Source organism: Rhodococcus sp. W8901 (genome assembly GCF_013348805.1).
In the GTDB taxonomy this organism is placed as follows: domain Bacteria; phylum Actinomycetota; class Actinomycetes; order Mycobacteriales; family Mycobacteriaceae; genus Prescottella.
On the sequence record NZ_CP054690.1, the window covers coordinates 1999917 to 2021640 of the forward strand.

The window sequence follows — 21724 nt, forward strand, 5'->3', positions numbered from 1 at the left end:
TTTCGCCCGAAGAACCCCTGAACCCCAACGAGGAGAACGCAATATGACCGTCAATCTGTCCCGCATCACGATCTCGCGCGGCGAGCTGTCCTTCTTCGAGGCGACGCCCGAGGCCGGCACGGAGGTCAAGGGCACCGTCGTCATGGTCCCCGGATTCACCGGCTCCCGGGAGGACTTCCTCCCGATGGCGCCGTTCGTCACCGCCGCCGGTTACCGCCTGATCTCCTACTCTCAGCTCGGCCAGTACGACTCGGACGGCCCGGACGGCCCGGATGCGGTGGGCGAGTACACGATTGCCAAGTTCGCCCTGGACCTCGCCGAGGTGCTCGACAAGGTCGCGCCCGGCGAGAAGGTCCACCTCCTCGGCCACAGCTTCGGTGGTCTCGTCACCCGGGCCGCCGTGCTGAACGACCCGGCGCGCTTCCTCGACTACGTGATCCTCGACTCGCCGCCGAGTGGGCAGAACCTGGACATGGACCTGGACATGGGCCAGATCCCGGCACTGCTGCAGGAAGGCGGCAACGAGGCCCTGTGGCAGGCCATGTTCGGAGCCCTGCAGGAGGCCTTCCCGGCACCGGTCAAGGAGTTCCTGCGGGGCCGCATCCTGGCCACCAAGACCGCGAATATCGCCGGCATCGCCCTCTCCATGAGCGCCGAGCCGGACCGCGTCGAGGAGTTGGCGGCGACCCGTCTGCCGATCCTGGTCGTCGCGGGCGAGGAGGACGTCATCTCGGTGGAGGTCCAGGCCGGCGTCGCGTCTCGGCTCGGCGTGAAGTTCGAGATCATCGCGGGGGCCGGCCACACACCGAACGAGGAGAAGCCCGAGGAGCTGACGAAGGTGCTCGTCGACTTCTGGGGTCAGACCGCCTGACGCCGAGACTCATGCCCGACACATTCGAGTGGTCCGTCAGGACGCCTCGAACCGGGCCTCGACATCCGCGCTGATGCCGATGCGTTCGGGGGTCAGCTCGATCGCCGGCCGGCCGGTGTCGGCGCCGTCCGGGGCCGCGGCCGAGGCGGCCATCATCCGCACCGCGGGAGGGCCGTAGATCTGCAACGGCGACACCGGAGTCGTCGCTGCTGACCCGGGAACTGCTCTACACCGCCATCGCCCGCGCCCGGACCGACGTGCGCATTGACGGGACCGAGGAGGCCGTTTCGGGCTGCCGTGGGGCGGCGGGTGTTGCGGGCGAGTGGGTTGCGGCGGTGGTGACCCCTACTGCTCGTTCGTGCTTTCACCTGTGCGGAGCGGGCTTCGTTCGGCAGCCATCGGCACCGCGGCGCGCGCGTAGTCGGGATGGGGGTTGTCGATGATCAGACGGGTGCCGTCCTCGCTGACGGTCGCTCGGGCGAACTCGTGGATCCAACGCGCGGCCGCGGCGGTGACGACCAGCAGGACGAGCCCGGCGAAGAGCGAAAGGGCGGCGAGGCCCTCTTGTGAGGATTCGACCAGGACTCTCGGCACGGCGATGAGCAGGACCAGGGTGACCGCGAGTAGCGCGGCGGACCGGGCGCGCCGTCGGCGGAGCCAGCGCCGACATGCGACGCAGCCATGCGTCGTGACGGTAGTCGAATAGGCCGTTGCCAGGCGGTCCATTCCTCGATGGATTCGGGCCCAGCCGAACATGAGATCGTGCAGCAACTGCGATCGACGAGGCTTGAGATCGAAGTCGGTCGTGGGCCGTGAATAGCATCGAAAGCGCCTCGACCACGTCCCCGGTTCACCGTGCGCCACACAGAGTTCGGGCATCGGTACCGCGGCGAATCGCATCACCTTTCGAATTTGAGCATGATCCTTCCATCGGCCGAGTTCGTCGTCAGACCCTTCACGCAGAGGGAAGGCGACCTGGTCCGTCGTTGAGGGAGCCACGATCGGTATGCATAGCCTCCGATCGTGGCCCAGTGCAAGTATTCCCGGCCCCACTGGTACGTTGCGAACGTGACCGGGGCCGGGGAGGGCCGCGGCCCGAGATTGGGGGATGCGGTGCTGGTCGATCCGAATGCGCTGGATGTTTTCGCTGCCAGGTTGGGGGAACTCGCCGGGCAAGTATCGGAGGCTACGGCCTATCTGGAAGAGCACCTCTCGATCGGAATGGCCGACGGTCGCATCTTCCTGTCGGTTGCGCCCACGGTCTCCGAGCTTCGGACGCTTTTGGTGGACAACGCCGCCGCGATCGGGCGCCTCGTCGCCGTGTCGGGTGAGGAGATCGCCCGCACCGCCGAACAGTACCGGGCAACCGATTCGACGAACGCGACGGCATTGGACCGCGTGTACTGAGCGCCACTGAAGAACTTTCGGAAGGGGGGACCCGATGACTGATGACCCACGGAGCGCGCTACAGAAACCGGTTGCTGAGGATCCGGTACCGGATCCGCTCGAGAACGCGCTCAGCGGTTCCTATCTCAGCCCGACCTATTGGCTGACCGCGCCCGTCATGGGGGCACTCGGAATCATTGGGGTGGAACAGAACCCGATCGACACGATCGCGGATTCGGTCGCCGGTGACTGGGCGGCAGTGCAGGAAGCTGGTCGTGCAGTGAAGTCCCTCGGTGACTTCACTGCACTGATGTCCGAGGCGCTGTCGTCGGCGACGAGCACCGCTGTGCAGTCATGGGAGGGCGACGCCGCCGATTCGGCCGCCGGCTACTTCGACGAGCTGGTTCGCGCCGTCGAGTCTCAGCAGCACGCAATCAATTCGATGGGGGACGAACTGGAGACTGTGGCACTCGGCATGTATGAGTTCTCACAGTCCATCAAGGGACTGCTGGCGATCGCCACGGATCTGATGATCCAGTTCCTGATCGAGTTGGCCGCGGCCGGTGCCTCGACCATCGCAGCTGCCACCGGAGTCGGTGCGATCATCACCGCGAGTGCCTGGGCCGTGGCACTCGCCACCGGGTGGAAGGTCTTCCAAACGATCCAAAAGATCCTCGACGTCCTCAACAAGGCTTTTCAGGGTGCGCAGGCCGTTACCGGCCTGATCACCGGCTACATGGGCGCTATCGGAGATGCAAAGCTCCCGGCCCTGCCCGGCGCTGCCTCCGGTCGAGGCGGGGTGTGACAGTGGTCGAAGAGCATCCGTTGCTTCCCTCGCTCGAGAACGATCCGGCGATGGCGCTGCAGCTGAGGAAATCCCTACAGACTTTGTCGGATGCCACTCCCGATCAGGCCTTCAAGTCGATGGTTACCGAGATCCTCGCGGGGCGGATGAGTCTGCGCGACGTCGTCGACTCGACCACCTTCTCGGGTGTCGTCAATCCGCTGGTTGTCGGATCTCTCACCGAGTTGTCACAGTTGAGCTCCGAAGAGAAGGAAGCGCTTGCAGCGCAGGGGCAGCGGAGGATCGAAGAGGAGTACGCAGCCTCGATCGCCGCTGCTCCCGCGGACGGTGACGACGAGTATTTCGATGACCGGCCGCCGATCCTGGGCACCGACTGGTGAGCACAGGCCCGGCGTCCGTGTCGCTGCTTGTCTCCCGCGCAGTGTCGAGCCCTCTCAGGAAGTCTCGAACCGGGCCTCGACGTCCGCGCTGATGCCGATGGGTTCGGGGGTCAGCTCGATCGCCGGGCGGCCGGTGTCGGCGCTGTCCGGGGCCACGGCCGAGGCGGCCATCATCCGCGCCGCGGGAGGGCCGTAGTCGGGGCGCTGCCCCGGGTTCAGCATGCCCGGGTCGGCGAGCGCTACCGCCTCGATGCGCTTGCAGCCCAGGCTCCGTGTGTAGCCCTTGGCCTTGGCGAGCGCGTCGCGGACCGCGAGATCGCGCACCCGGGTGAGGGCCTTGGTATGAGCCTTCCGGGTGAGCGTCCACTGCAGATGCCCGACGTCGACGCCCTCGATCGCCGACACCCGGTCGACGAAGGCTGCAACCGCGTCGAGGTCGCGGAAGGTGACCGAACCGGTGGCCGTCGAGCGATAGTTCCACGGCAGCTTCTTGCCCTGCGGGTGATACGGCCGGTACCGGGAGTGCTGGACCTGATCGATCGACGTCCGCCGGAGCGGGCGCTGCGAGTCGTTCTCGAGTTCCTGGATCAGCTCGGCCAGGGCCGCCGCAGACTTTGCGGCGGGGTCGGCGGCCTCGGCGCGGGTGGCGCCGTCGAACGCGATGTTCAGTCGCACCACGCACCGGTTGGGCATGAACGAGCGCTCGGCGTGGCCGGTGACCGTGATCGTTACGGGATTCGTGGGCATGAGGCCAGTCTCCCCGACAGCACCGACAGGTCAGTACGGAATGGACCGCTCAGAACAGGGTCGGCTCGGCCCGGGCGCCGCTGCGGGCCTCCTGGACCCGGGCGTTCCACCGTTGGACCAGCCACATCTCGATCAGCTCCGGGTGGGTCCGGGCCTGGATCGACCACGTGCGCAGCAGCTCCTGGTACCGGTCGTAGCGGCGGAGCGTGAAACCACTGACCGACGGCTCCTCGAGCCAGCCCTCGTGGATCAGCGTGGATACGCCGTGCTGGTCGATCATCTGCGCCCGGATACCCTCCCGGGTCACACCGACCGCCCACAGGTAGACCGCCATGAGGGACACGCCGACACCGGGAGTGTCGGGCCAGCCGGACCAGTTGCTGCTCGACGCGGGCGGCAGCGTCCGCGCGGTGGCGCAGTGGTCGAGGATTAGTTTGATCTTCCGGAGGGGGTCCTTCGGGGTGTAGGCGTCGAACACGTCCGGCAGACGTCGGGTGGCGCGCCGGTTCGGGTGGGCACTGCGCCACGCCGCGCACAGGAACAGCAGGCCCAGTCCGTTGTGATCGGCGTCGAACAGTTCGCTGTCGAGCCGGAGATCGTTGCGCTGCACGATCGCGGTGCCGCGGTTGACGACCCGACCGTCCAGATCCCGTCCGTGGAGAACGATCTCGTGCTTGCTCTCCCGGAGATGGTGGTTCCACCAGTTGAGGTCCACCTGGACGCCGTCGTCCAGCACGTGGAGCGGATAGGCGCGGGCACCACACCACTGCATGCACGCCTCCGGCGGCTCGAATCCCTCGTCAAGCAGATGCATGCCGCGATGATCGCACCAACCACCGACGCGGCGGTGCACGACACGGTGGCAGTACCGAGGAAGCGCGCCTACCTTTGACAATGAGGGCTCGATCGCGAGTGGCTACGCGAGCCGACCGGGCCCTCGCGGGTGACTACAGATGGCTGCGTTGGGTGTGTTGGCACTGGTCGTGGGCGTGCTGCTGATCGTGATCGAGGCGCACGTTCCGACCTTCGGCGCGCTCGGCATCACGGGCACGCTGCTCTCCGCGGCCGGCGTGTGGCTGCTGTTCACCTCCGGTGGGCTGGGCATGGAGATCGCCGTCCCCGCCGCGGCGGGTGTCGCCGTCGTCGGAGTCGGGGCGGTCGCCGTGACCGGCCGGAAGGTCTTGAGCGCGCGGCGCGAACCTGTGCGGACGGGGGCGGAGTCGATGATCGGGTCGGAGGCCACCGTCCGCAGCTGGGACGGCGACCACGGTCAGGTCGAGGCCGACGGCGGATTGTGGCGCGCCCGAATGGAGTTCGGCTACACCGAGACGCCGCGAGCGGGGGAGAGCGTCGTCGTCGAGCACGTCCGTGGACTCACGTTGAGCGTGCGCCGTCGTGAACCGTGGGAGCTGTCATGTTGATGACCATTGCCCTTGCTGTCATCGTTGTCGCCCTGCTCGCCGTCATCGTGGCGTCGGCGGCCGTCCGGGTGCTGCGCGAGTACGAGCGGGGTGTGCTGTTCCGGCTGGGTCGGCTCGTCGAATTGAGGGGACCCGGTCTGGTCCTGCTGATTCCGGCCGTCGACCGGATGGTGCGGGTGAGTCTGCGAACCGTCACGCTGAACGTTCCCATGCAGGAGGTGATCACCCGGGACAACGTGCCGGTCAAGGTCACCGCGGTCGCGTACTTCCGGGTGGTCGATGCGGACCGCGCGATCGTCGGCGTCGAAGACTTCTTCGCGGCGACGTCGCAGATCGCGCAGACGACGCTGCGGTCGATCCTCGGCAAGGCGGAGTTGGACGCCCTGCTCGCCGAGCGCGAACGCCTCAACGAGGACCTGCAGAAGGTAATCGACCAGCAGACCGAACCGTGGGGCGTGAAGGTCACCACCGTCGAGATCAAGGACGTGGAGATTCCGCGGGACATGCAGCGGGCCATCGCCCGTCAGGCGGAGGCTGAGCGCGAGCGGCGCGCCAAGATCATCAACGCGGAGGCCGAGTTCCAAGCATCCGCGAAGCTCGCCGAGGCCGCAGACGTGATCAGCCGCAACCCGACCACCCTGCAGTTGCGCTACCTGCAGACCCTGGGGGAGATGAGCGGGGAGAACAACTCCACCGTTGTCTTCCCGCTACCGCTCGACCTGGTCCGGCCGTTCCTGAAGACGGGACCGGCACCGGAACCGCAACCGGAACACGCGGCGCTGCCCGCCGCCCGGACCGACATCGACGCACTCATCTCGGCGTGGATGTCCGTGCAGCCCGACGCGCAGCGCGCGGGCAAGTAGCTGATGCCGTTCGATTCAAGTGCCGCAACAATCCCCGACACGAGAGGCTAGTCCCCGTTTGTCGCATCGGGGATACTCAGGCGCAATCGAATCAGGGGGGAAAGTGGTAGACGAAGAGCTTGCACCGGAGATCGCCGACTATTTGGGGCGTTATGTGTATGCGCTCGTGGATCCCCGCGGGGGAGTCCCATTCTATGTGGGTAAGGGCACGCGGGACCGGGTGCTCCATCACGGCTGGGCCGCGCGGGCGTTGTCGGTGGATGAGGAAACACCGGCTGAGAAGGCGAAACTTGTCAGGATCAACGAGATCGAGGCGGCAGGCCTCGAGGTCGATATCTGGATCCTTCGCCGCGGAATGTCGATTGCAGAGTATGGGCACGTCGAGGCGGCCGTAATCGATCTGCTGCTCACATTCGCGATTGCGCCCCTGTCCGCAGGCTCACGCCCGACATCGTTGAGCGGCGGAACGCCACTCACCAACAAAGTGCGTGGGGCGAAGAGTGACAGCGGCATCAGTCGCCTCTGCGACATTGTGGACCAGTTAGCTGCGCCCGATCTCGCAGCCCAGGAGCCACTGTTGCTCATCACCCTCAACGGGTGGATCGATGCAGAGGAAGAGTGCCCAGGCGGTGTGGTGCGCGTCGGTCACGGATTTCACCCGGCATGGAGGGATAAGAAGGTCCTCGACGAAGAGATCGAACGGCTGGGGCATTCGGTGTGCTGCTGGTGGACGCTTAACCCCGACAACGTGAAGGCGAAGGGGATCGAGCATCTGGTGGCCGTACATGAGGGCGTCACTCGCGGGCTCTTCCGCATTGTCGAAGGTTCAGCCGAGACAATTCCTACTGTGACAGCCAAGGGTGCCCCGACGCAGCGCTCCGGATTCCGCGTCGAACCGGTGACGTCAGGGAACCTGTTCAATCGGGTCGTGGGTCCGCACGGTCATCGGGTTCCCCCGAAGAAGCGAGGCGATCAGAGTCAGTTCCGGTACTGGCCTCACAACTGAGGAGAAAGTACCGGTCGGGCGGACCGCGCAGTCTCTCATATAAAGGCCTGCTCGCAGCACGCGGGCAAGTAGCTCGGAAGCTAAGTACCCGCGTGCTGGCGGTTGGTCAGTTGTTCGGCTGGCCGACCGGGATCGTGTCGCCGAGGTGCCCAGCGTCGTGTCCGTCACCGCAGGCGCAGTCGTCACCGCAACCACCGCAACCGCCCGCGTAGGAGTCGTCGTCGGCATCGCAGTCGAGGCTGCCGCCGAACTTCGCCGCGAAATCGTCGTCGAGCTCGTGGGTGAACTCGTGGATCTCGTCGACGAGGTTGATCAGGTGCTGCGGCGCGAACGGGTCGGCGTCGAGGACCGTCGAGACCAGCAGGTGCTCGTCCTCGAGGGTGAAGCGCAGACGCGGCCACTCCGTGGACAGCTCGACCAGCTGTTCGACGGCCTTCGCGCGGTCGGCGATCTCGGTGACGATCGAGGACCACACGTGCAGCTGCGGGCCGTCCTCCGCGACGGTGACGTAGACGCCGAAGCCGTGGACCGAGATCGCGATGTCGCCGTCCTCGTCGGTCTCCGGGGCGCTGCCCAGCAGTTCGGTGAGCGTCCGCACGGACAGGCTGTGCAGCTGCGCCTGCTCCTCCGTCGCGATCGCGAAGGCGCCGTCGAGCTGGAGCGGCTGTTCGGTGGTGTCGTGCTCGGTCATCATTCCCCTGTCCGGCGCCGGCCGGATCTACGGTTCGGGCGCTGCAAAGTCGGTGTTCGGTGGGTGTCCACGGTATCGCGGGGCTACCTCGACGCCGAAAGAGGATGAGTACTCGACCTGGAATCCCGAGTACAGGAACCATGCCGGGCAACGGCGGAACGCATTCGCCTCACCGGTGTTGTCGTAGGGTGATCTTGGCCTGCCACTTTCAACGGCAGGTAGCGGGGTCTTCGAACGTGACTGGGGTGGGTTAGATCAGAATGGCGCACGAGGAATGATGTCGGTGACAGATCACAGTGACGCCCCAGAGGTCAGCGGAACCCGCCTCACCTCGCTCGAAGTCTGCGCTGGCGCGGGTGGACTCGCACTAGGACTGGAGCAGGCGGGGTTCGACCCACTGCTTTTGCTCGACAATCGCTCAGTCGCGTGCCAAACACTTCGCATGAACCGCCCGGATTGGGACGTGTTCGAAGGGGACCTTCTCGAGTTCGATCCGATCGACGCTCAGCACGTCTACGATGTCGATCTGCTGGTGGCCGGATTGCCACGGTTGAAGGCGACAGCCGCGGTCTCGCGAACTCGGGACGATGGCAGCGAACTCGGACTAGTCAAGGCCACCGTCATGCTCGCCTATGGCGTTCAGCCGAGAGCAATCCTCATCGACAACGTCCCTGATCTTGTAACGAGCTCTAAGTACGCTCCGCTGCGCGAGTATGTCGAAGACGAATTGACCCATCTCGGCTACACCTTGCGGTGGTTGGTCGTGAATGCAGCGGACTACGGCGTACCGCAGGACCGCAAGCACGGGATCCTGGTTGCATTCAAGGAGAACGGGGCAGAGTCCTTCGAAGTCCCCGCACCACGGATCGATGCAGACCTCACTGTTGGAAACGTCCTGTACGAGTCGATGTCTGCCGGTGGCTGGAGCGAGGCGGTCGAGTGGGCTGCGCAGGCGAACCGTCTTGCTCCGACGTTGGTCGGGGGATCGTGGGAGCGGGGAGGTCCCGATCTCGGGCCCACTGGATCCAAGACCGCGTGGGCGCGGATGGGTGTCGACGCCGGAACCGTGGCTGACAGGGTTCCCGGATCGGACTTCGTGTGGATTCCAGATGGGGGACGCGACGGGTTGGTGAAACTCACCGTAGATCAGGCAGCGATCCTGCAAGGATTCCCGTCGAGCTGGAACATTGCAGGCCGGAAGACAGCGCGGTACCGGCAGGTCGGGAACGCGATGCCGCCGCCGCTAGCGAGGATGCTGGGATCGGCGATCCGGAAGACACTCTCATAGCACCGTGCGGCGAAGGATCGGTCGCGGCCCGCCTCCAGTTTGGTGTCACACCGACGTAATAGGCTCCAGCTCCATGACGTCAGCACTGTCTCAATCCGCGGGTTCTCGGGCTCCGAGCATCGTGGATCTCTTCGCCGGTCCCGGTGGCCTGGATGTCGCGGCTCATTGGCTCGGACTTGCGGTGCACGGTGTGGAGTGGGACAGCGACGCCTGCAGTACGCGCCGCGCAGCAGGCCTGGGTACAGAGCAGGCTGACGTGCGTAGCCTGGGTCCCACCCACTTTCCTGAAGCAACCGTCCTGGCGGGCGGTCCCCCGTGCCAGACGTACACCATGGCGGGCTCGGGGGCGGGGCGCCGCGCACTCGACGATGTGCTCTTCTTCGTCAAGCAGATGGCGGCGGGAATTGATATCGAATCGAGCGTTGCTCAGCTCGACGACGAGCGTACTGGCCTCGTTCTGGAGCCGCTGCGGTGGGTCATCGAAGCTCACGAGGTCGGACTGCCCTATGACGCTGTTGTGCTTGAGCAGGTTCCGGCAGTCTTGCCGGTGTGGGAGGCGGTCGGTGAGGCGCTGGAAGGCCTCGGATACAAGGTCGATTGTGGGGTGCTGAGGACCGAGGAATTTGGCGTGCCGCAGACCCGGCGTCGAGCAATTCTCGTCGCCAACCGTCACCACACTCCGAACCTTCCGCGGCCGACCCACCGCGGATATCGCAAGGGTGTCGAGAGAACGGCGGGTGATGCCCGACTCCTCCCGTGGAAGACGATGGGTGACGCCCTCGGCCGGCCGGACCCGTTCGTGGTCATCTCGAACTACGGTTCCGGTGGTGATCCCAAGGCGCGCGGTCGACGCACTTCACACGAGCCGGCCGCCACCGTGACGGGGAAGATTTCCAGGAACCGAGTGGTGACGCACGGTGACGTCGAGCTCGAGCGCTTCTCGTATTCCGAAGCGGGTCGACTGCAGACATTCCCCGGTGACTATCCGTGGTCGGGTAGTGCAGTTGCCCAGCAGATTGGAAATGCGATTCCTCCGCGTTTGGCGGCGTATGTCCTGGCCGCGGCGCTTGATCTCGATATCGACGCCGAGTTCTTGGATGCGGCCGTGGCGTCCTCATGGTTCGAGAGCAAGTCGGGAGTGCGCGTCCAGCAGAAGTCCGTCTGACCAGATCAGACGGACTCGTCATCGCTATCGCTGTCGACCGAGTGGCGTGACCGTGCTCGTCGCGGCGCATCCTCGAGGAGCTTCTCGAACAGAGGGACGAGCTCGTTGACAGAATCGGGTCTGACCTCGCCGTCATCGGGGCCATCGGGGAGGATCCCCCACAGCACGGGCGCCATGTTCTCGGCCTCGTCGATCCAGGATTGCAGGGCTTCGTCGTCGGCGGGTGCATCGGGTGCCATGACGTCGTAGAGGAGCGTGCTGCCCGCCGTGTTGACAGCAGATGAGAGCGCGTTGACATAGTCGCCTACGTGCGACGTGTCCTCGGCGATCAGCCGCCGCACAATGCGGAGAACGGCCATGGCGGTCGGACGGTGGTCGATGACATCCAATCGCATCGTTGTGTTGAGGATGTCCTGGATGCGGCACGCGACCTCGACCGGGCCGTAGTCGCTGCCGTCTCTGAAAAGTTCAGCCGCCCACCAAAGCCGAGAGAAGGCCTGTGTGTAGTGCGCGCCGCTGAATCGGGCCGGCGTTGCCACGCTCGCACCCTTGTGGCGCCACACGACGTAGTCCGGGGCAACCACCAACGCAAGGAAATTCCACAGTTCGTCGTTGGCGGCCTCGCTTCGAGTCATTCGAAGGGTCGCATGCAGTCGTGGTGCAAGCCAGCCGTCCGCGGCGGCCCGTTTGCCCTCGAACCGATTCATCGCCTCGTCGAGCAATTCCCGTACGGGTTGGGTCCGCCATCGCGACTCGGATTCGTCCTTCATCGTCGACGACTTGGTTAGGGTGGCGATCGGAGGACGCTCGACCCCGGTCTGCACTCCGCGCCCAAGATGCTTGGTGACCGATGAACTGGGTAGCAGCCCAAGCATTTTGGGGACCTCAACGTTTCGTGTCACCGCTGACTCCTATCGTCGGACTGGTGAACGGAGCGCACGGCGACGGTGAGCTTCCTGGTGAGTTGGCTCCGCTTGCCTGCGGCATACTGGATCCGAGTCTGGATCTCGGACCATCCGACCCCATCACCTCGCTGACGTTCGATTTCGTACAGCGCATCAGTGAGTTGTCGGTCGGGAATCACGTCGGGCAGCATCGTTCTCAGGACAGCTTCTCGCCACCCTCCGGGCATCTGGGGCGTGCCGTCATCGTCGGATTCCAGGTTGCTCACAGCCGAGTGGAACATGGCCGTCCATGCGTCCTGGGCGATCTGACTGGCGGCCATTTCGCGAAGCACCTTCGCCTCGCTGGACCCCGAACTGCTGTTCAGCAGGTCGACCAGTCCCTCGACCGCGGTGGTATTGAGGTAGACGCGAGGGATATCGGCGGACGTGTCGACGATCCAGGCGGAGTCCTTGTAAGGCTTCAACCACTCGATCGGGCCGTCGCGGAAGTCCTCCTCGACGATGTCGACGTCACGTTGTCGAACGGGCTTGGATGACGTGATGTCGATGAACCAGTCTTGTTCCGTTCCGCCGATGATGCGACAGGGGACGCCGTCGATGTCTGCTGTCACGGTGAGCGCGAGACTGGCACGGCGAGCATGCCGCGCGTGAGACAGCTCGATGGCTCCGGTCCAGACGCCACCCGGCCCGCGCGTCAACCTTGCGGTGGTGCGGGCATTGGTGGACTTCTCGGTGAGAACGGCGAGGCAGGACACGTTTGTCCAGTCGCCGTCGGCGAGTTCCCGTTCGGGCACTGTCGCCCGCAGATTCAGGCGCGCGGTCTCCCAGTGGGCCCGCTCCGTCTCGTGGAGGGCGACGGTGTGTTCCGGTTTGGAGACCTTGCTGTAGTGCAGTTCGTGTCCGTCGATGGCGACGGACACCACGTTGAGATCCACGTCCCCGATCAGGGTTGGGTAGGCATAGACGGGTCTCATTCGGCGCCTCCGCGGGCCTTCGGGACCTCCACCAGCATCCGGGCGAGATTGCCCTTCACCGGGTGTGTCGACGGGTCTGTGACCCCTACGAAGACGGCCTGCCGGACACCGGCATCGATCACGAGGTTCTCGCCGACGACACGGCACCCTTCCATCGCAGTCAGTTCCGACCAGCGAACGGTTGGACGTCCGCCCGAGCGCACGTCGAACTTCGCGACGGGCGTCAGAAGCCACGGGTCGTCGGACTCGGGAGTCTTGACGGTGACGGTGACGGACCAGGCGCCGGTGTCGTCTACTCGGCCCTGCACGTGTCGGACGGACGGCGCACCGAGCGTATTGCGGTTGCCGGACCGTGAAGTTGTGTCCAGTCGGAGAAGCTCACGCAGCACCTTCGGACCCTGAGTCCTGTCGACCTCGCGTTGGCCGACAAGGTTACGGACGGCCTTGTCGATCTCGGTGCGGAACTCCTTGAGTCGAGCTAGCGCGCCCTTCTCGTACGACGACGTGAGTTCCTCGGTTCGGTCCCACTTATCGTGCTCGGGTGGTTCCGATGCGCGGAGGAATGCCTCCGCCAGAGCGACGTCCTCGTCGTCTCGGCCGGTGGCATAGCCGGCGAGAAGTACGGCCTGGAACGGGGGAGTGCCGAGCGGAACTTCACGCGGCCGATGCTCCACGATCGTCATCCGGTTTCCGCGCATGCAGACGACACGGTTGGTGGTGATGGCTGTATCCGCGGCGGGAGTCACGAGAAGAACCGAATCATGCTGCAGCCCTTTGCTCTTGCCGCTTCTCGCGCCTCTGCGTGCCGTCACGATGAGTGGTACAGAAGCGCGGGCAACCTGCTCGGCCGCGGTCAGCTGGTCGACCGTCTCGTCGTCGAGATAGGCCCGCAGCGCTCGACTCAGCGCCGGATGGAACTTGTGGGGGTCGACGCGCTCCTCGGAGACGACAACTTCGTTGTTTCTGAGTGTAGTGACATGGGCTTGCATCAGCGGGTTCTGGGACTTGCCGCCGACCATCGCCGCCCAGAACCCGTCGGCCAGGGACTGTACGAGCTTCTCGTGCATCTCTTCGAGGGTTTCCGCATCGCCTGACGCGTCGTGCGCCCCGACGATGAGGAAGGAGGTGCCCGGATCGCTGGAATCGCGATTCAGGTGCAGGTCTCGTACCGCTTCTTCGGTGGCCCACCAGGACCGGGAGACCCCTCGGTGGGTGGGGTCGGTTTCGGGCTCGCCGAACCAGGCCGGCCCGGCGTAGGCGGCTCCGTCGACTTCGTGCCAGGGCAGGTCGAGGCGCCCGATGACGCGCCGATCAGTGCGCCCCTCATGGGGTTCGGACAGAGTGGAGTTGATGAGGACGAGCCCGAATTTGCTTGTAGCCCAGAGGGTTGCCTTTCCGAGCCCGTACGACCCGCCCGCGCGGCCGGCGGACTGCTTGTGACTGTCGAGTAGTCGACGGACGACGGCGGAGAAGTTCCCGTCGTCGTAGTCGGGTCCGTTCAGGCCCGATGCGTTGAAGTCGTCGATGCGCAGCAGCATGAGCGATTCACGTTCGGCGAGGTCGGCCAGCGCGGCGCGGAGACTGCGCGAGACCTTCTGTTCCGCGGATGCGGCGCTGTCGAGGTGTGGAATCAGGCTGTCCCAGTGGATGGCTGCCAAGAAGGATTTCAGATGGCCGCCCGTCAGTTCGTGCAACGTGTAGTGGACCCGAACGGGGGCAGTGGCGTCGAGGCGCTCGTCGAGCGAGTTCTGCGTGGCCTCGCGGGCGAGGACGGACAGGTCCGCGTGGAAAGCGAATGCCGCGGCATTGCCGTACTCGCGGCCGCCGTCCGAGTGAGCGGGGCGGTGGTGCCACTGGAGAGGAAGGTTGGTGGCGACGTCCACGGTGCGTTCCACGACTGAAGACGGATCAGTGCCCAATGCGGTGGCGATGTTGGCTTTCATCTCGTCTCTTGGCTCGGCTCGGCCAGTAATCCACGCCGAGACTGCAGCGCGGGTCAGTCCGAGTTCCTCTGCAAGTTGGGCCTGCGATAGGCCGCTGCGGCGTAGTTGGCGACCGAGCCAAGGCCCGAACTCCTCTTGTTCCGAGGTCATCTAAGTCGCTCTCTCTGGGGGCGTCACAGCTGGCAATGCTCGGCGGGAGCGTAGCAGCTGAGATTTGACGGAATCGATTCCGTCAAATGGCGGTGCGTGTCGATTAGGTCGTTTTCGGAGATTTGTCGGTGGGCGGGTGCACAATGTTCGACACAGGGGGGGGGCGGATCCGTGCGCCCAGCGCCTGGTAATTATCACGATGTGTGAGGGAGGGGCGGTGTGTTGCTTGCTGTTCGGACGTAGTCCGACTGCCGAAGCGGTGGCTCCACTGACGGATCAACTCCCGGTCAGTGGGATTGCTGCGCAATCGACGGTCAGTTGCCAACCCCGCACAATCTCGACCCCTCAAGGAATCAAATAGCTCATGATCGACTCAGACTCCAGCGCTGTGCTGCAGACCATTGCAGAGCTGTCCGAGCGAGCCCTCGGCACGTATGCATTCAATCCGGACCGCATCGAAGAGGACGCGAACGGTGAGCGCCGGATTCATCAAGGCGGCTACGGAGACCGGCAGCTGTTCGAGCTCGTGCAGAACGCAGCAGACGAGCTGCGCGCGGAGGAGCATCGTGGCGGCAGGATCCATGTTGTCCTGACCGAGGAGTATCTGCACTGCGCCAACGAGGGATCGCCGATGACTCCGGAAGGGGCTGACACCATCCTCCGCATGGGTGTGTCGAAGAAGCGCGGCGGACAGATCGGCCGATTCGGGGTCGGAGTGAAGTCCGTGCTCTCGGTGACCCTGACCCCGCAGTTCTTCAGTAAGACAGGATCGTTCGGATTCGACGCTGACTGGTCGGCTGGGGAGATCCTTGCCGCGGTCAACGCGGCGAAGGCGAAGCGAGGGGAGCCCTCCGTCGAGTCCGTTGGCGAGACACCCGTTCTTCGTTTGGCTCGTCCGCTCGATGTCGAGTTCGAATGTTCCCGCGATCCGATTCTCGACACGATGATGGGTTGGGCGAGCACGGTGGTTCGCTTGCCGTTGCTGCCCGGTGCGGCGGCGCTGCTCGGTGGCGACATCCAGCAGAGCTCGAAGACCCGTGGTGATGCTGCGAAGCAGGACGAGTTCCCTCACTTGTTCCAGCTCTTCTCACCGCACGTCGGAAGCGTGGTGTTGGAGGACCGCCGCGAGATGCCGATCGTTCGCCGCGAGATCCAGGTGGGACAGAACGGTGACATCCGCACGATTCACCAGTCCCGAACCGGGGCCAAGGCCACCTCCGAGGGTTACCGGGTGTTCACGATCCCTCACCGGGTCAGCGACGAAGCCCGCAGTGGCGCAGGCGAGCTGCACGATCGCGTGACCATCGATATTTCGTGGGCGGTACCGAGCTACACGGTGGCGGAAGACTCCGGCCACCTGACCATCCCAATCGATCGCGGTACCTTCTGGTCGTTCTTCCCGACCAAGTATCCGACGACGCTGAGTGGCGCACTGAATGCGGCGTGGAAGACCAACGAGGACCGTCAGAACCTGCTGGATAGCAGCAGACTCAACTGGGAACTGCTCGATGTGGCCGCGAGGCTTGTGATCGGTTCGCTCGACGACCTGGCGGTCTCCGAGGATCCTGCCGCGTACCTGCCGCTGCTACCCGGACGACCCCGGGAGTCTCCGAACTGGGCGTGTAAGTACCTCACCGAACAGGTCTGGTCGCTGGCTGCCAAGAGCCCCTCGCTGCCTGACCAGAAGGGTGTGCTGCGCCTGCCGACCGAGCTACGCATCCACCGAGAAAAATTGTCGTCAGAGGCTCTCGCGCTGTGGCGCGAGTACCCGGGGCGACCGGACAACTGGGTGCATCACTCGGTCGAAGGCTCAGGCGTCCGCCGCGGAAAGATGAACCACATCCTGGCGGCGGCTTCCTGTAAAGAGTCTGAGTCGGTGCGCGACTGGCTCGAAGCGCTTGTCGAGGACGGCTCGACGGAAGCATCCGCGGCGGCGATTCGCGTGCTTGATCACCTACTAGTGCATGATCTTGCGGGCTCCAGCAATGCCGCAGAGGCTGCTGACGCACGCAATGCGCGGATCGTCCGGACGGAGTCCGGTGCACTGGTCGCACCGGTTGCGGGGACAGTCTTTCGCCGCTCCGGCGACGACGGTCTCCGCGACGACCTCGTTTACGTCGACGAGCGTATCTCTGGTGACCTCGAGATGGTGCCGCTGCTGGACCGGTTGGGTATCCGCGAGTCCGACACCGAAGGTCGCTTTCACAGCGTCCTGGACCAAGGGTTCGAAGGCTACACCGATGAGTCCTGGGCACGGTTTTGGGAACTACTCAAGAGCGCAGGAGGTCCGGTCCAGGCAGGTGCCATCCGAGCGCGCGTCGGTGACCTGGCAACGACGTTGCACGTCAAGACGATTACGGGACGCTTCGTACCACTGAAGGCGTGCATGCTGCCAGGCCCGGTGGTGCCGGCCGACGGTTCCCGCGACGGTCACGTCACCGTCGACTTGAACTTCCACGCCGACGATCGGTCGATCCTCCGCAGCTTTGGAGTATCCGACCGGCCAGATGCGTCGTACAAGCCTGACCAGGATGGATGGTTTGAAGTCTACCGAAAGGATATGTACGACCAATACTGCTCCACGTTGAGCGCTACCCGCAGTCGCATCATGATCACGACGATGAAGCTGGACGGTGGCGTGATGGCCGGGCCTCTCCACTTGTTCAAACAGCTGTCGGAGGAAGGTCGCGCAGCATTTCTCGCAGCGATTCCGGACGAGGGTTTGATAGAGAACTGGACACGGCAGATCGGTCATTCCGCGAACACACGCGCACAGATCATCTCGCCGATCCGATGGCTTCTCGGGACCTATGGATCTGTGATGACGTCGAAGGGTCTTCGGCCTATCGGGGAGGCGGTAGGCCCTCAGCTCAGCGAGTATGCCGCGGTTCTACCCGTGGCGGAGATCAGCCCGTCGAAGGCGCAGAAGCTGCGCCTTCCGACCAGTGTCGAAGAAGTGACTCCGGTGCGCTGGAAGGACTTGATCGAGGCAGTCAAGGTGAGCACCGACGATGCGTTTGTCGGACGGACCTATGCATTGCTCATTCGAGTTGCGTACGACCTCGTGTTCGAAGAGGAAGCAGTCCGTTGTCGAGTCGGTGATAGATGGGAACTCCGCGAGGATGGTGAGATCGCCGTCGCGAAGACCCGTGCCGAGTACGAGGAGCTGATCCGAGAGAACCACCCTGCGCTTCTTGTCGACCGGCCGGCGGATGCCGAGCAGGCTGAGGTGATGATCGGGCAGTGGGGGATGCTCACGATCGAGGACGTCATCGAGAAGCGAGTCCGGTCAGTACCGGCTGGACCGCCTGCGGCGTTGTCCGACGAGTATCCGTCCCTTCGGCGACGGATCTCGATGGGGCAGCTCAGCGGTTTGCTGATACAGCGATGCAGTGAGTTGGAAGAGGTGATCCGGACGCCAAATGGCACCCGACTGACCGCGCTTGCAAGCGCCCGTGAGGACAACACGGTGCTGATTCCCGCGGAGGTCAGCGGAGAGCAGGCTCTGATTCTCGCGGATCGGGAGTTCGGATTCGGTCTCGGAGCCGCACAATGCCGGATGGTTATCGAGGCGCATCGCAAGGATCTTGAAGATCGGGCATTCAACGAACGGATCATCGCGATCCAGCTCGCGTTGACGATTCCCGAGAAGCTTGCGCTCATGCTTAGCGAAGACGAACTCCGTCAGGGCCTCCCAAGCGGACTTGTGGAAAACGAGATTCGAGAGTCAGGACGGAAGCTCGATACGCGGAGGTTGGGAGAACTGGCATACAACGCCCATGACGACGGGGTGTTGCGGGTGTACGCGAAAGAGATTCGGGCAGGGTTCCCCGATGCGCCGGCTCGCTTCGACGGCGCTTCGGCCGCCTTGAGGTTCGTCACCAGTCTCAAGTTTCCGGATTCGTTTGCCGGAACACGAATCTCGCCGCCACCCGAGCGAGAGGAGGTCTCTGGTCCGACGGACTTCCCGTCGCTACACCCGTATCAGGAGCAGATCGCCGGACGGTTCGTCGACCTCCTGTGCAGCGAGCTTCCCCAGCGCGCCATGCTGAGCCTCCCGACGGGCGCCGGAAAGACGCGCGTCGCGGCCGAGGGCGTGATCCGGTGGATCCGTGAGTCGGGCGTGCCAGCAGGCCCAATCCTCTGGATCGCACAGACAACTGAACTGTGCGAGCAGGCGGTGCAGTCGTGGAAGTTCGTGTGGGAGAAGGTCGGAGCAGAGTGTCCGCTAGTCATCGACCGGCTGTGGACAGGCAATTCAGCGACGCCGGTGGATGGAAGGCCCCATCTGGTCGTTGCGACGGACGCTCAACTTAGGGCCTCCTTGAATGCGGAGGAGTACCTGTGGTTGCGGCATGCGGCCCTGGTGATCGTTGACGAGGCACACGAAGCCATCACCCCCCAGTACACGAAGATTCTCGAGTTGATGGGTCTAACACACCACCGGACGTCCCGGCACCTCGTTGGGTTGACAGCGACGCCTTTCCGGAACAGCGTGGACAAGACTCGCCGTCTGGCACAACGATTCGGTGACCGGAGGCTGGACGACGGTGTGCTTGGTGACAAGCCGATCGCAATGCTCCAGGAACTGGGGATTCTTTCCAAGGTTGAGCATCGAGAGCTCACTGGTATGAACATGACGTTGCAGGACCACGAACTGGCTGAGATGTCGAAGTTGGATAAGGTAAGCGGATTTCAATTCCTGCCGAAGAGTGCGGAGCGTCGACTTGCAGAAGACGTAGCGCGCAACAAGCTCCTCATCGGGGAGATCGCAGACATGCCGTCAGACTGGCCTGTGCTGGTATTCGCAACCTCGGTCGAACATGCAAAGCTGCTCGCTGCTCAGCTGAGCGACCGAGGTATCCGGTCAGTCGCTATCGACTCGGCGACCTCCGCGGCAGATCGTCGCCAGCGAATCGACGCGTTCCGTAGGCGCGAAATCCGAGTAATCACCAACTATGGCGTCTTGTCGCAGGGGTTCGATGCGCCAGCAACCCGGGCCGTCTTGATCGCTCGTCCTGTCTACAGTGCGAACGCGTACCAGCAGATGGTCGGGCGTGGGCTGCGTGGTGTTAAAAACGGCGGCAAGGACAGTTGCCTGATCCTCGATGTTCGCGACAACATCACCAACTTCGACAACAGTCTCGCGTTCACCGAGTTCGAGTACCTGTGGCAGGAAGACAAGCGATGAATACCGTCACGGTGGGAGACCTCACCCTCACCCCAAGGCAGCTCAAGGTAGTCGAGCAGCCCTGGGATGGGCGGACCCTCGTGACCGCCGGGGCGGGCGCCGGAAAGACCACCACCCTGACCTATCGGCTCGAACACCTGACGAGGGTCGAAGAGCTGGAGGCCGCGGAGATCCTGGTGCTCAGCTTCTCGCGGGCGGCGGTTCGGGAACTGCGTGATCGAGTCGACCGCCTGGCCGTCACTGCGCGTCGGGTACGCGCGCAGACGTTCGACGGATGGGCCCTGGCCCTCCTCCGTCAGATGGACCCGCACCGGGACGACCTCGCCGGGATCAGCTTCGACGACCGGATCCAGATGGCGATCGCGGCGATCGACGCGGGTGTGGTCGAGTCGTTCGAGCACGGACCTCCGGCACACGTCGTGATCGACGAGGTGCAAGACCTCGTCGGGGTTCGCCGCGAGATGGTCGAGGCCCTGCTGGACTGCTTCTCCGACAGCTGCGGCTTCACAGTGGTCGGAGATGCGGCACAGTCGATCTACGGGTTTCAGGTATCGGACATGGAGGAGCGGGCCGGGGAGACGAACCGGTTCTTCGACTGGGTTCGCGCCTCCTACGCTGGCGACCTTGTCGAGGTCACCCTGGATGACAACTTCCGAGCCCGGACACCCGAGGCACAGGTGGCCTTGCCATTCGGTGTACGGCTGCAGAGCCTGCCGACGGATCCGGCCGCGGCGAACGCCGGGGCGTCGAGAATCCACGCCGAACTCTGTTCGGTACTGGATACAGCACCGGATTTCGGCGACTTGAGCGAGCAGTTCGTCCAGGATTCGTTGCGGTTCCACGGAGGTACGACCGCGATACTGTGTCGGGACAACGGTCAGGTTCTGTGGCTGTCGGAAAAGCTGAACAGTTACGGTGTGCCGCACCGTATCCAACGGTCGCCACGGTCCCGTCCCGTGCCGGTCTGGGTGGCGGACCTGCTGCAGGCGTCCGGCGGCGCCACAATGACCGAGGAACGATTCGTCGAGATCGTGTCACAATTGCCAGATGTGACCGACGACCTGAGCCGGGTGTGGCGGGCGCTCAGGAGAGTCGCACAGAGCCCTCGTAACCAACTCGACGTCGAAGCGCTCCGGCGGGCCATTGCGGAGGGACGGTTGCCGGATGAGCTGACCGCCAATCCTATTCACCCCCTAGTGCTGTCGACAGTGCACCGGGCGAAGGGTCTCGAGTTCGATCGAGTTCTGGTCGTCGAGCCTGAACCCATCGCGACCGAGGGAACACGGGAGACGGACCCGCCCGCGGAAGCACGACTGCTGTACGTTGCGATGACCCGGCCGCGAGATGACCTGTACCGGATGAAGATCCCGAAGCTATGGACCATGCGCAAGGCCGCCCACAACGCGTACCCCGTTGATCGCTGGTTCCTGGGTGGTCGGCAACGGTGGGCTCGGAACGGTATCGAGGCGACCGAGTTTGACGTGTGCGGCGAGGCTCCCGCGGGTGTACGTGAACCGGTCGCTGATCCTGTGGAGACTCAGCGGTACCTCCGTGAATGTGTTCGTTTGAACGACGAGGTGGAACTACGGCGCTTGCACGACCTGCCGGCGTCCCCCACCGAGACGCCTCCCTATGGACTGTTCCATGACGGCAGGCCGATCGGTGAGGCGTCCGGACGGTTCCGGGGTGACCTGTGGCGGCTACTCAAGATCAACCGTGGTTTCGAGGTCCGACGGTGGCCGGAGCGGATCACAGGTCTGCGCATCGATGTGTTGGAGACGGTTGCCGGCTCGGCAGCGGCCTCCGAACGTAGTGGACTTGGCGACCGAGGAGTCTGGATCGCACCGAGATTGTGTGGGCTCGGGAAATTCGTATGGAGTGACACGACTGAGGAAGGCGGTGCCGGCGAGTGAGCAAGCCCGACCATAGCGCGCACTA

General features: G+C 64.5%; 19 protein-coding genes. 11 read left to right on the forward strand and 8 right to left on the reverse strand.

The features are described from left to right. The first annotated feature begins 43 nt into the window (after positions 1–43). Positions 44–871, forward strand: a complete 828-nt coding sequence (locus HUN07_RS09540) for an alpha/beta fold hydrolase (protein WP_174909337.1) — start codon at positions 44–46, stop codon at positions 869–871. A gap of 36 nt (positions 872–907) precedes the next feature. Here the strand turns inward: HUN07_RS09540 and HUN07_RS09545 are convergent, their stop codons facing one another. After that, the gene (locus HUN07_RS09545; protein WP_174909339.1) at positions 908–1066 is read right to left on the reverse strand and encodes a hypothetical protein; all 159 of its coding nucleotides are present in this window, start codon (positions 1064–1066) and stop codon (positions 908–910) included. 150 nt (positions 1067–1216) lie between these two features. After that, complete coding sequence (locus HUN07_RS09550; RefSeq protein ID WP_174909341.1) at positions 1217–1597, reverse strand: hypothetical protein; 381 nt, start codon at positions 1595–1597, stop codon at positions 1217–1219. 342 nt (positions 1598–1939) lie between these two features. Between HUN07_RS09550 and HUN07_RS09555 the strand changes: the two genes are divergently transcribed. The 3 genes from HUN07_RS09555 to HUN07_RS09565 are packed head-to-tail and all read left to right on the forward strand — an operon-like array spanning position 1940 to position 3442. After that, a complete protein-coding gene (locus HUN07_RS09555) occupies positions 1940–2278 on the forward strand; it encodes a type VII secretion target (RefSeq protein WP_174909342.1) in 339 nt (112 codons plus the stop codon). A 34-nt stretch (positions 2279–2312) separates the two neighbouring features. Then, a complete protein-coding gene (locus HUN07_RS09560; RefSeq protein ID WP_174909344.1) occupies positions 2313–3062 on the forward strand; it encodes a hypothetical protein in 750 nt (249 codons plus the stop codon). Further along, positions 3059–3442 carry a hypothetical protein gene (locus tag HUN07_RS09565; protein ID WP_174909346.1) on the forward strand — a complete coding sequence of 128 codons (384 nt, stop codon included), beginning with the start codon at positions 3059–3061 and terminating at the stop codon, positions 3440–3442. Before HUN07_RS09560 ends, HUN07_RS09565 begins: the two co-directional genes overlap by 4 nt. 54 nt (positions 3443–3496) lie before the next feature. Here HUN07_RS09565 and HUN07_RS09570 read toward each other — a convergent pair whose 3' ends face one another. Both HUN07_RS09570 and HUN07_RS09575 read right to left on the reverse strand, forming a co-directional pair. Further along, positions 3497–4189, reverse strand: coding sequence for an SIMPL domain-containing protein (locus tag HUN07_RS09570; protein WP_174909348.1), 693 nt, complete (start codon positions 4187–4189; stop codon positions 3497–3499). Positions 4190–4238: 49 nt separating this feature from the next. Continuing rightward, positions 4239–5003 carry an 8-oxoguanine DNA glycosylase OGG fold protein gene (locus tag HUN07_RS09575; protein WP_174909350.1) on the reverse strand — a complete coding sequence of 255 codons (765 nt, stop codon included), beginning with the start codon at positions 5001–5003 and terminating at the stop codon, positions 4239–4241. Between the two features lie 139 nt (positions 5004–5142). Here HUN07_RS09575 and HUN07_RS09580 point away from each other — a divergent pair, with 139 nt between their 5' ends. The 3 genes from HUN07_RS09580 (at position 5143) to HUN07_RS09590 (ending at position 7479) form a co-directional block, all read left to right on the forward strand. Beyond that, positions 5143–5610 (forward strand): NfeD family protein, encoded by a 468-nt coding sequence (locus tag HUN07_RS09580; protein WP_174909352.1) that lies wholly within the window; start codon positions 5143–5145, stop codon positions 5608–5610. Next, positions 5610–6473, forward strand: coding sequence for a slipin family protein (locus tag HUN07_RS09585; protein WP_174909354.1), 864 nt, complete (start codon positions 5610–5612; stop codon positions 6471–6473). The genes HUN07_RS09580 and HUN07_RS09585 overlap by 1 nt, the downstream gene beginning before the upstream one ends. A gap of 103 nt (positions 6474–6576) precedes the next feature. Continuing rightward, a complete protein-coding gene (locus tag HUN07_RS09590; protein WP_174909356.1) occupies positions 6577–7479 on the forward strand; it encodes a GIY-YIG nuclease family protein in 903 nt (300 codons plus the stop codon). Positions 7480–7585: 106 nt separating this feature from the next. Here HUN07_RS09590 and HUN07_RS09595 read toward each other — a convergent pair whose 3' ends face one another. Continuing rightward, on the reverse strand, positions 7586–8173 hold the full coding sequence (locus HUN07_RS09595; protein WP_368077041.1) for a T3SS (YopN, CesT) and YbjN peptide-binding chaperone 1: 588 nt from the start codon (positions 8171–8173) through the stop codon (positions 7586–7588). A 274-nt stretch (positions 8174–8447) separates the two neighbouring features. Here HUN07_RS09595 and HUN07_RS09600 point away from each other — a divergent pair, with 274 nt between their 5' ends. Continuing rightward, on the forward strand, positions 8448–9458 hold the full coding sequence (locus HUN07_RS09600) for a DNA cytosine methyltransferase (RefSeq protein WP_174914585.1): 1011 nt from the start codon (positions 8448–8450) through the stop codon (positions 9456–9458). A 73-nt stretch (positions 9459–9531) separates the two neighbouring features. Further along, positions 9532–10623 carry a DNA cytosine methyltransferase gene (locus HUN07_RS09605; RefSeq protein WP_174914587.1) on the forward strand — a complete coding sequence of 364 codons (1092 nt, stop codon included), beginning with the start codon at positions 9532–9534 and terminating at the stop codon, positions 10621–10623. 5 nt (positions 10624–10628) lie between these two features. Here the strand turns inward: HUN07_RS09605 and HUN07_RS09610 are convergent, their stop codons facing one another. From HUN07_RS09610 to HUN07_RS09620, 3 genes are read right to left on the reverse strand one after another with little or no spacing between them, the layout of a single operon-like run. After that, on the reverse strand, positions 10629–11525 hold the full coding sequence (locus HUN07_RS09610; protein WP_254622873.1) for a DUF6339 family protein: 897 nt from the start codon (positions 11523–11525) through the stop codon (positions 10629–10631). Next, complete coding sequence (locus tag HUN07_RS09615) at positions 11522–12502, reverse strand: hypothetical protein (RefSeq protein ID WP_174909358.1); 981 nt, start codon at positions 12500–12502, stop codon at positions 11522–11524. The genes HUN07_RS09610 and HUN07_RS09615 overlap by 4 nt, the downstream gene beginning before the upstream one ends. Continuing rightward, the gene (locus HUN07_RS09620) at positions 12499–14595 is read right to left on the reverse strand and encodes a helix-turn-helix domain-containing protein (protein ID WP_174909360.1); all 2097 of its coding nucleotides are present in this window, start codon (positions 14593–14595) and stop codon (positions 12499–12501) included. Before HUN07_RS09620 ends, HUN07_RS09615 begins: the two co-directional genes overlap by 4 nt. A 364-nt stretch (positions 14596–14959) precedes the next feature. Between HUN07_RS09620 and HUN07_RS09625 the strand changes: the two genes are divergently transcribed. Beyond that, complete coding sequence (locus HUN07_RS09625) at positions 14960–19786, forward strand: DEAD/DEAH box helicase (protein ID WP_174909362.1); 4827 nt, start codon at positions 14960–14962, stop codon at positions 19784–19786. Then, a complete protein-coding gene (locus HUN07_RS09630; RefSeq protein WP_174909364.1) occupies positions 19783–21699 on the forward strand; it encodes an ATP-dependent helicase in 1917 nt (638 codons plus the stop codon). The genes HUN07_RS09625 and HUN07_RS09630 overlap by 4 nt, the downstream gene beginning before the upstream one ends. Positions 21700–21724 lie beyond the last annotated feature (25 nt).

Bases quoted from the DNA above. Each gene is read 5' to 3' on its own strand.
- HUN07_RS09560 (WP_174909344.1), top strand. From the start codon at position 2,313: ATGACTGATGACCCACGGAGCGCGCTACAGAAACCGGTTGCTGAGGAT.
- HUN07_RS09585 (WP_174909354.1), top strand. From the start codon at position 5,610: ATGACCATTGCCCTTGCTGTCATCGTTGTCGCCCTGCTCGCCGTCATC.
- HUN07_RS09550 (WP_174909341.1), bottom strand. From the start codon at position 1,597: ATGGACCGCCTGGCAACGGCCTATTCGACTACCGTCACGACGCATGGC.
- HUN07_RS09625 (WP_174909362.1), top strand. From the start codon at position 14,960: ATGATCGACTCAGACTCCAGCGCTGTGCTGCAGACCATTGCAGAGCTG.
- HUN07_RS09595 (WP_368077041.1), bottom strand. From the start codon at position 8,173: ATGATGACCGAGCACGACACCACCGAACAGCCGCTCCAGCTCGACGGC.
- HUN07_RS09575 (WP_174909350.1), bottom strand. From the start codon at position 5,003: ATGCATCTGCTTGACGAGGGATTCGAGCCGCCGGAGGCGTGCATGCAG.
- HUN07_RS09570 (WP_174909348.1), bottom strand. From the start codon at position 4,189: ATGCCCACGAATCCCGTAACGATCACGGTCACCGGCCACGCCGAGCGC.
- HUN07_RS09580 (WP_174909352.1), top strand. From the start codon at position 5,143: ATGGCTGCGTTGGGTGTGTTGGCACTGGTCGTGGGCGTGCTGCTGATC.
- HUN07_RS09620 (WP_174909360.1), bottom strand. From the start codon at position 14,595: ATGACCTCGGAACAAGAGGAGTTCGGGCCTTGGCTCGGTCGCCAACTA.
- HUN07_RS09605 (WP_174914587.1), top strand. From the start codon at position 9,532: ATGACGTCAGCACTGTCTCAATCCGCGGGTTCTCGGGCTCCGAGCATC.
- HUN07_RS09615 (WP_174909358.1), bottom strand. From the start codon at position 12,502: ATGAGACCCGTCTATGCCTACCCAACCCTGATCGGGGACGTGGATCTC.
- HUN07_RS09630 (WP_174909364.1), top strand. From the start codon at position 19,783: ATGAATACCGTCACGGTGGGAGACCTCACCCTCACCCCAAGGCAGCTC.
- HUN07_RS09600 (WP_174914585.1), top strand. From the start codon at position 8,448: ATGTCGGTGACAGATCACAGTGACGCCCCAGAGGTCAGCGGAACCCGC.
- HUN07_RS09540 (WP_174909337.1), top strand. From the start codon at position 44: ATGACCGTCAATCTGTCCCGCATCACGATCTCGCGCGGCGAGCTGTCC.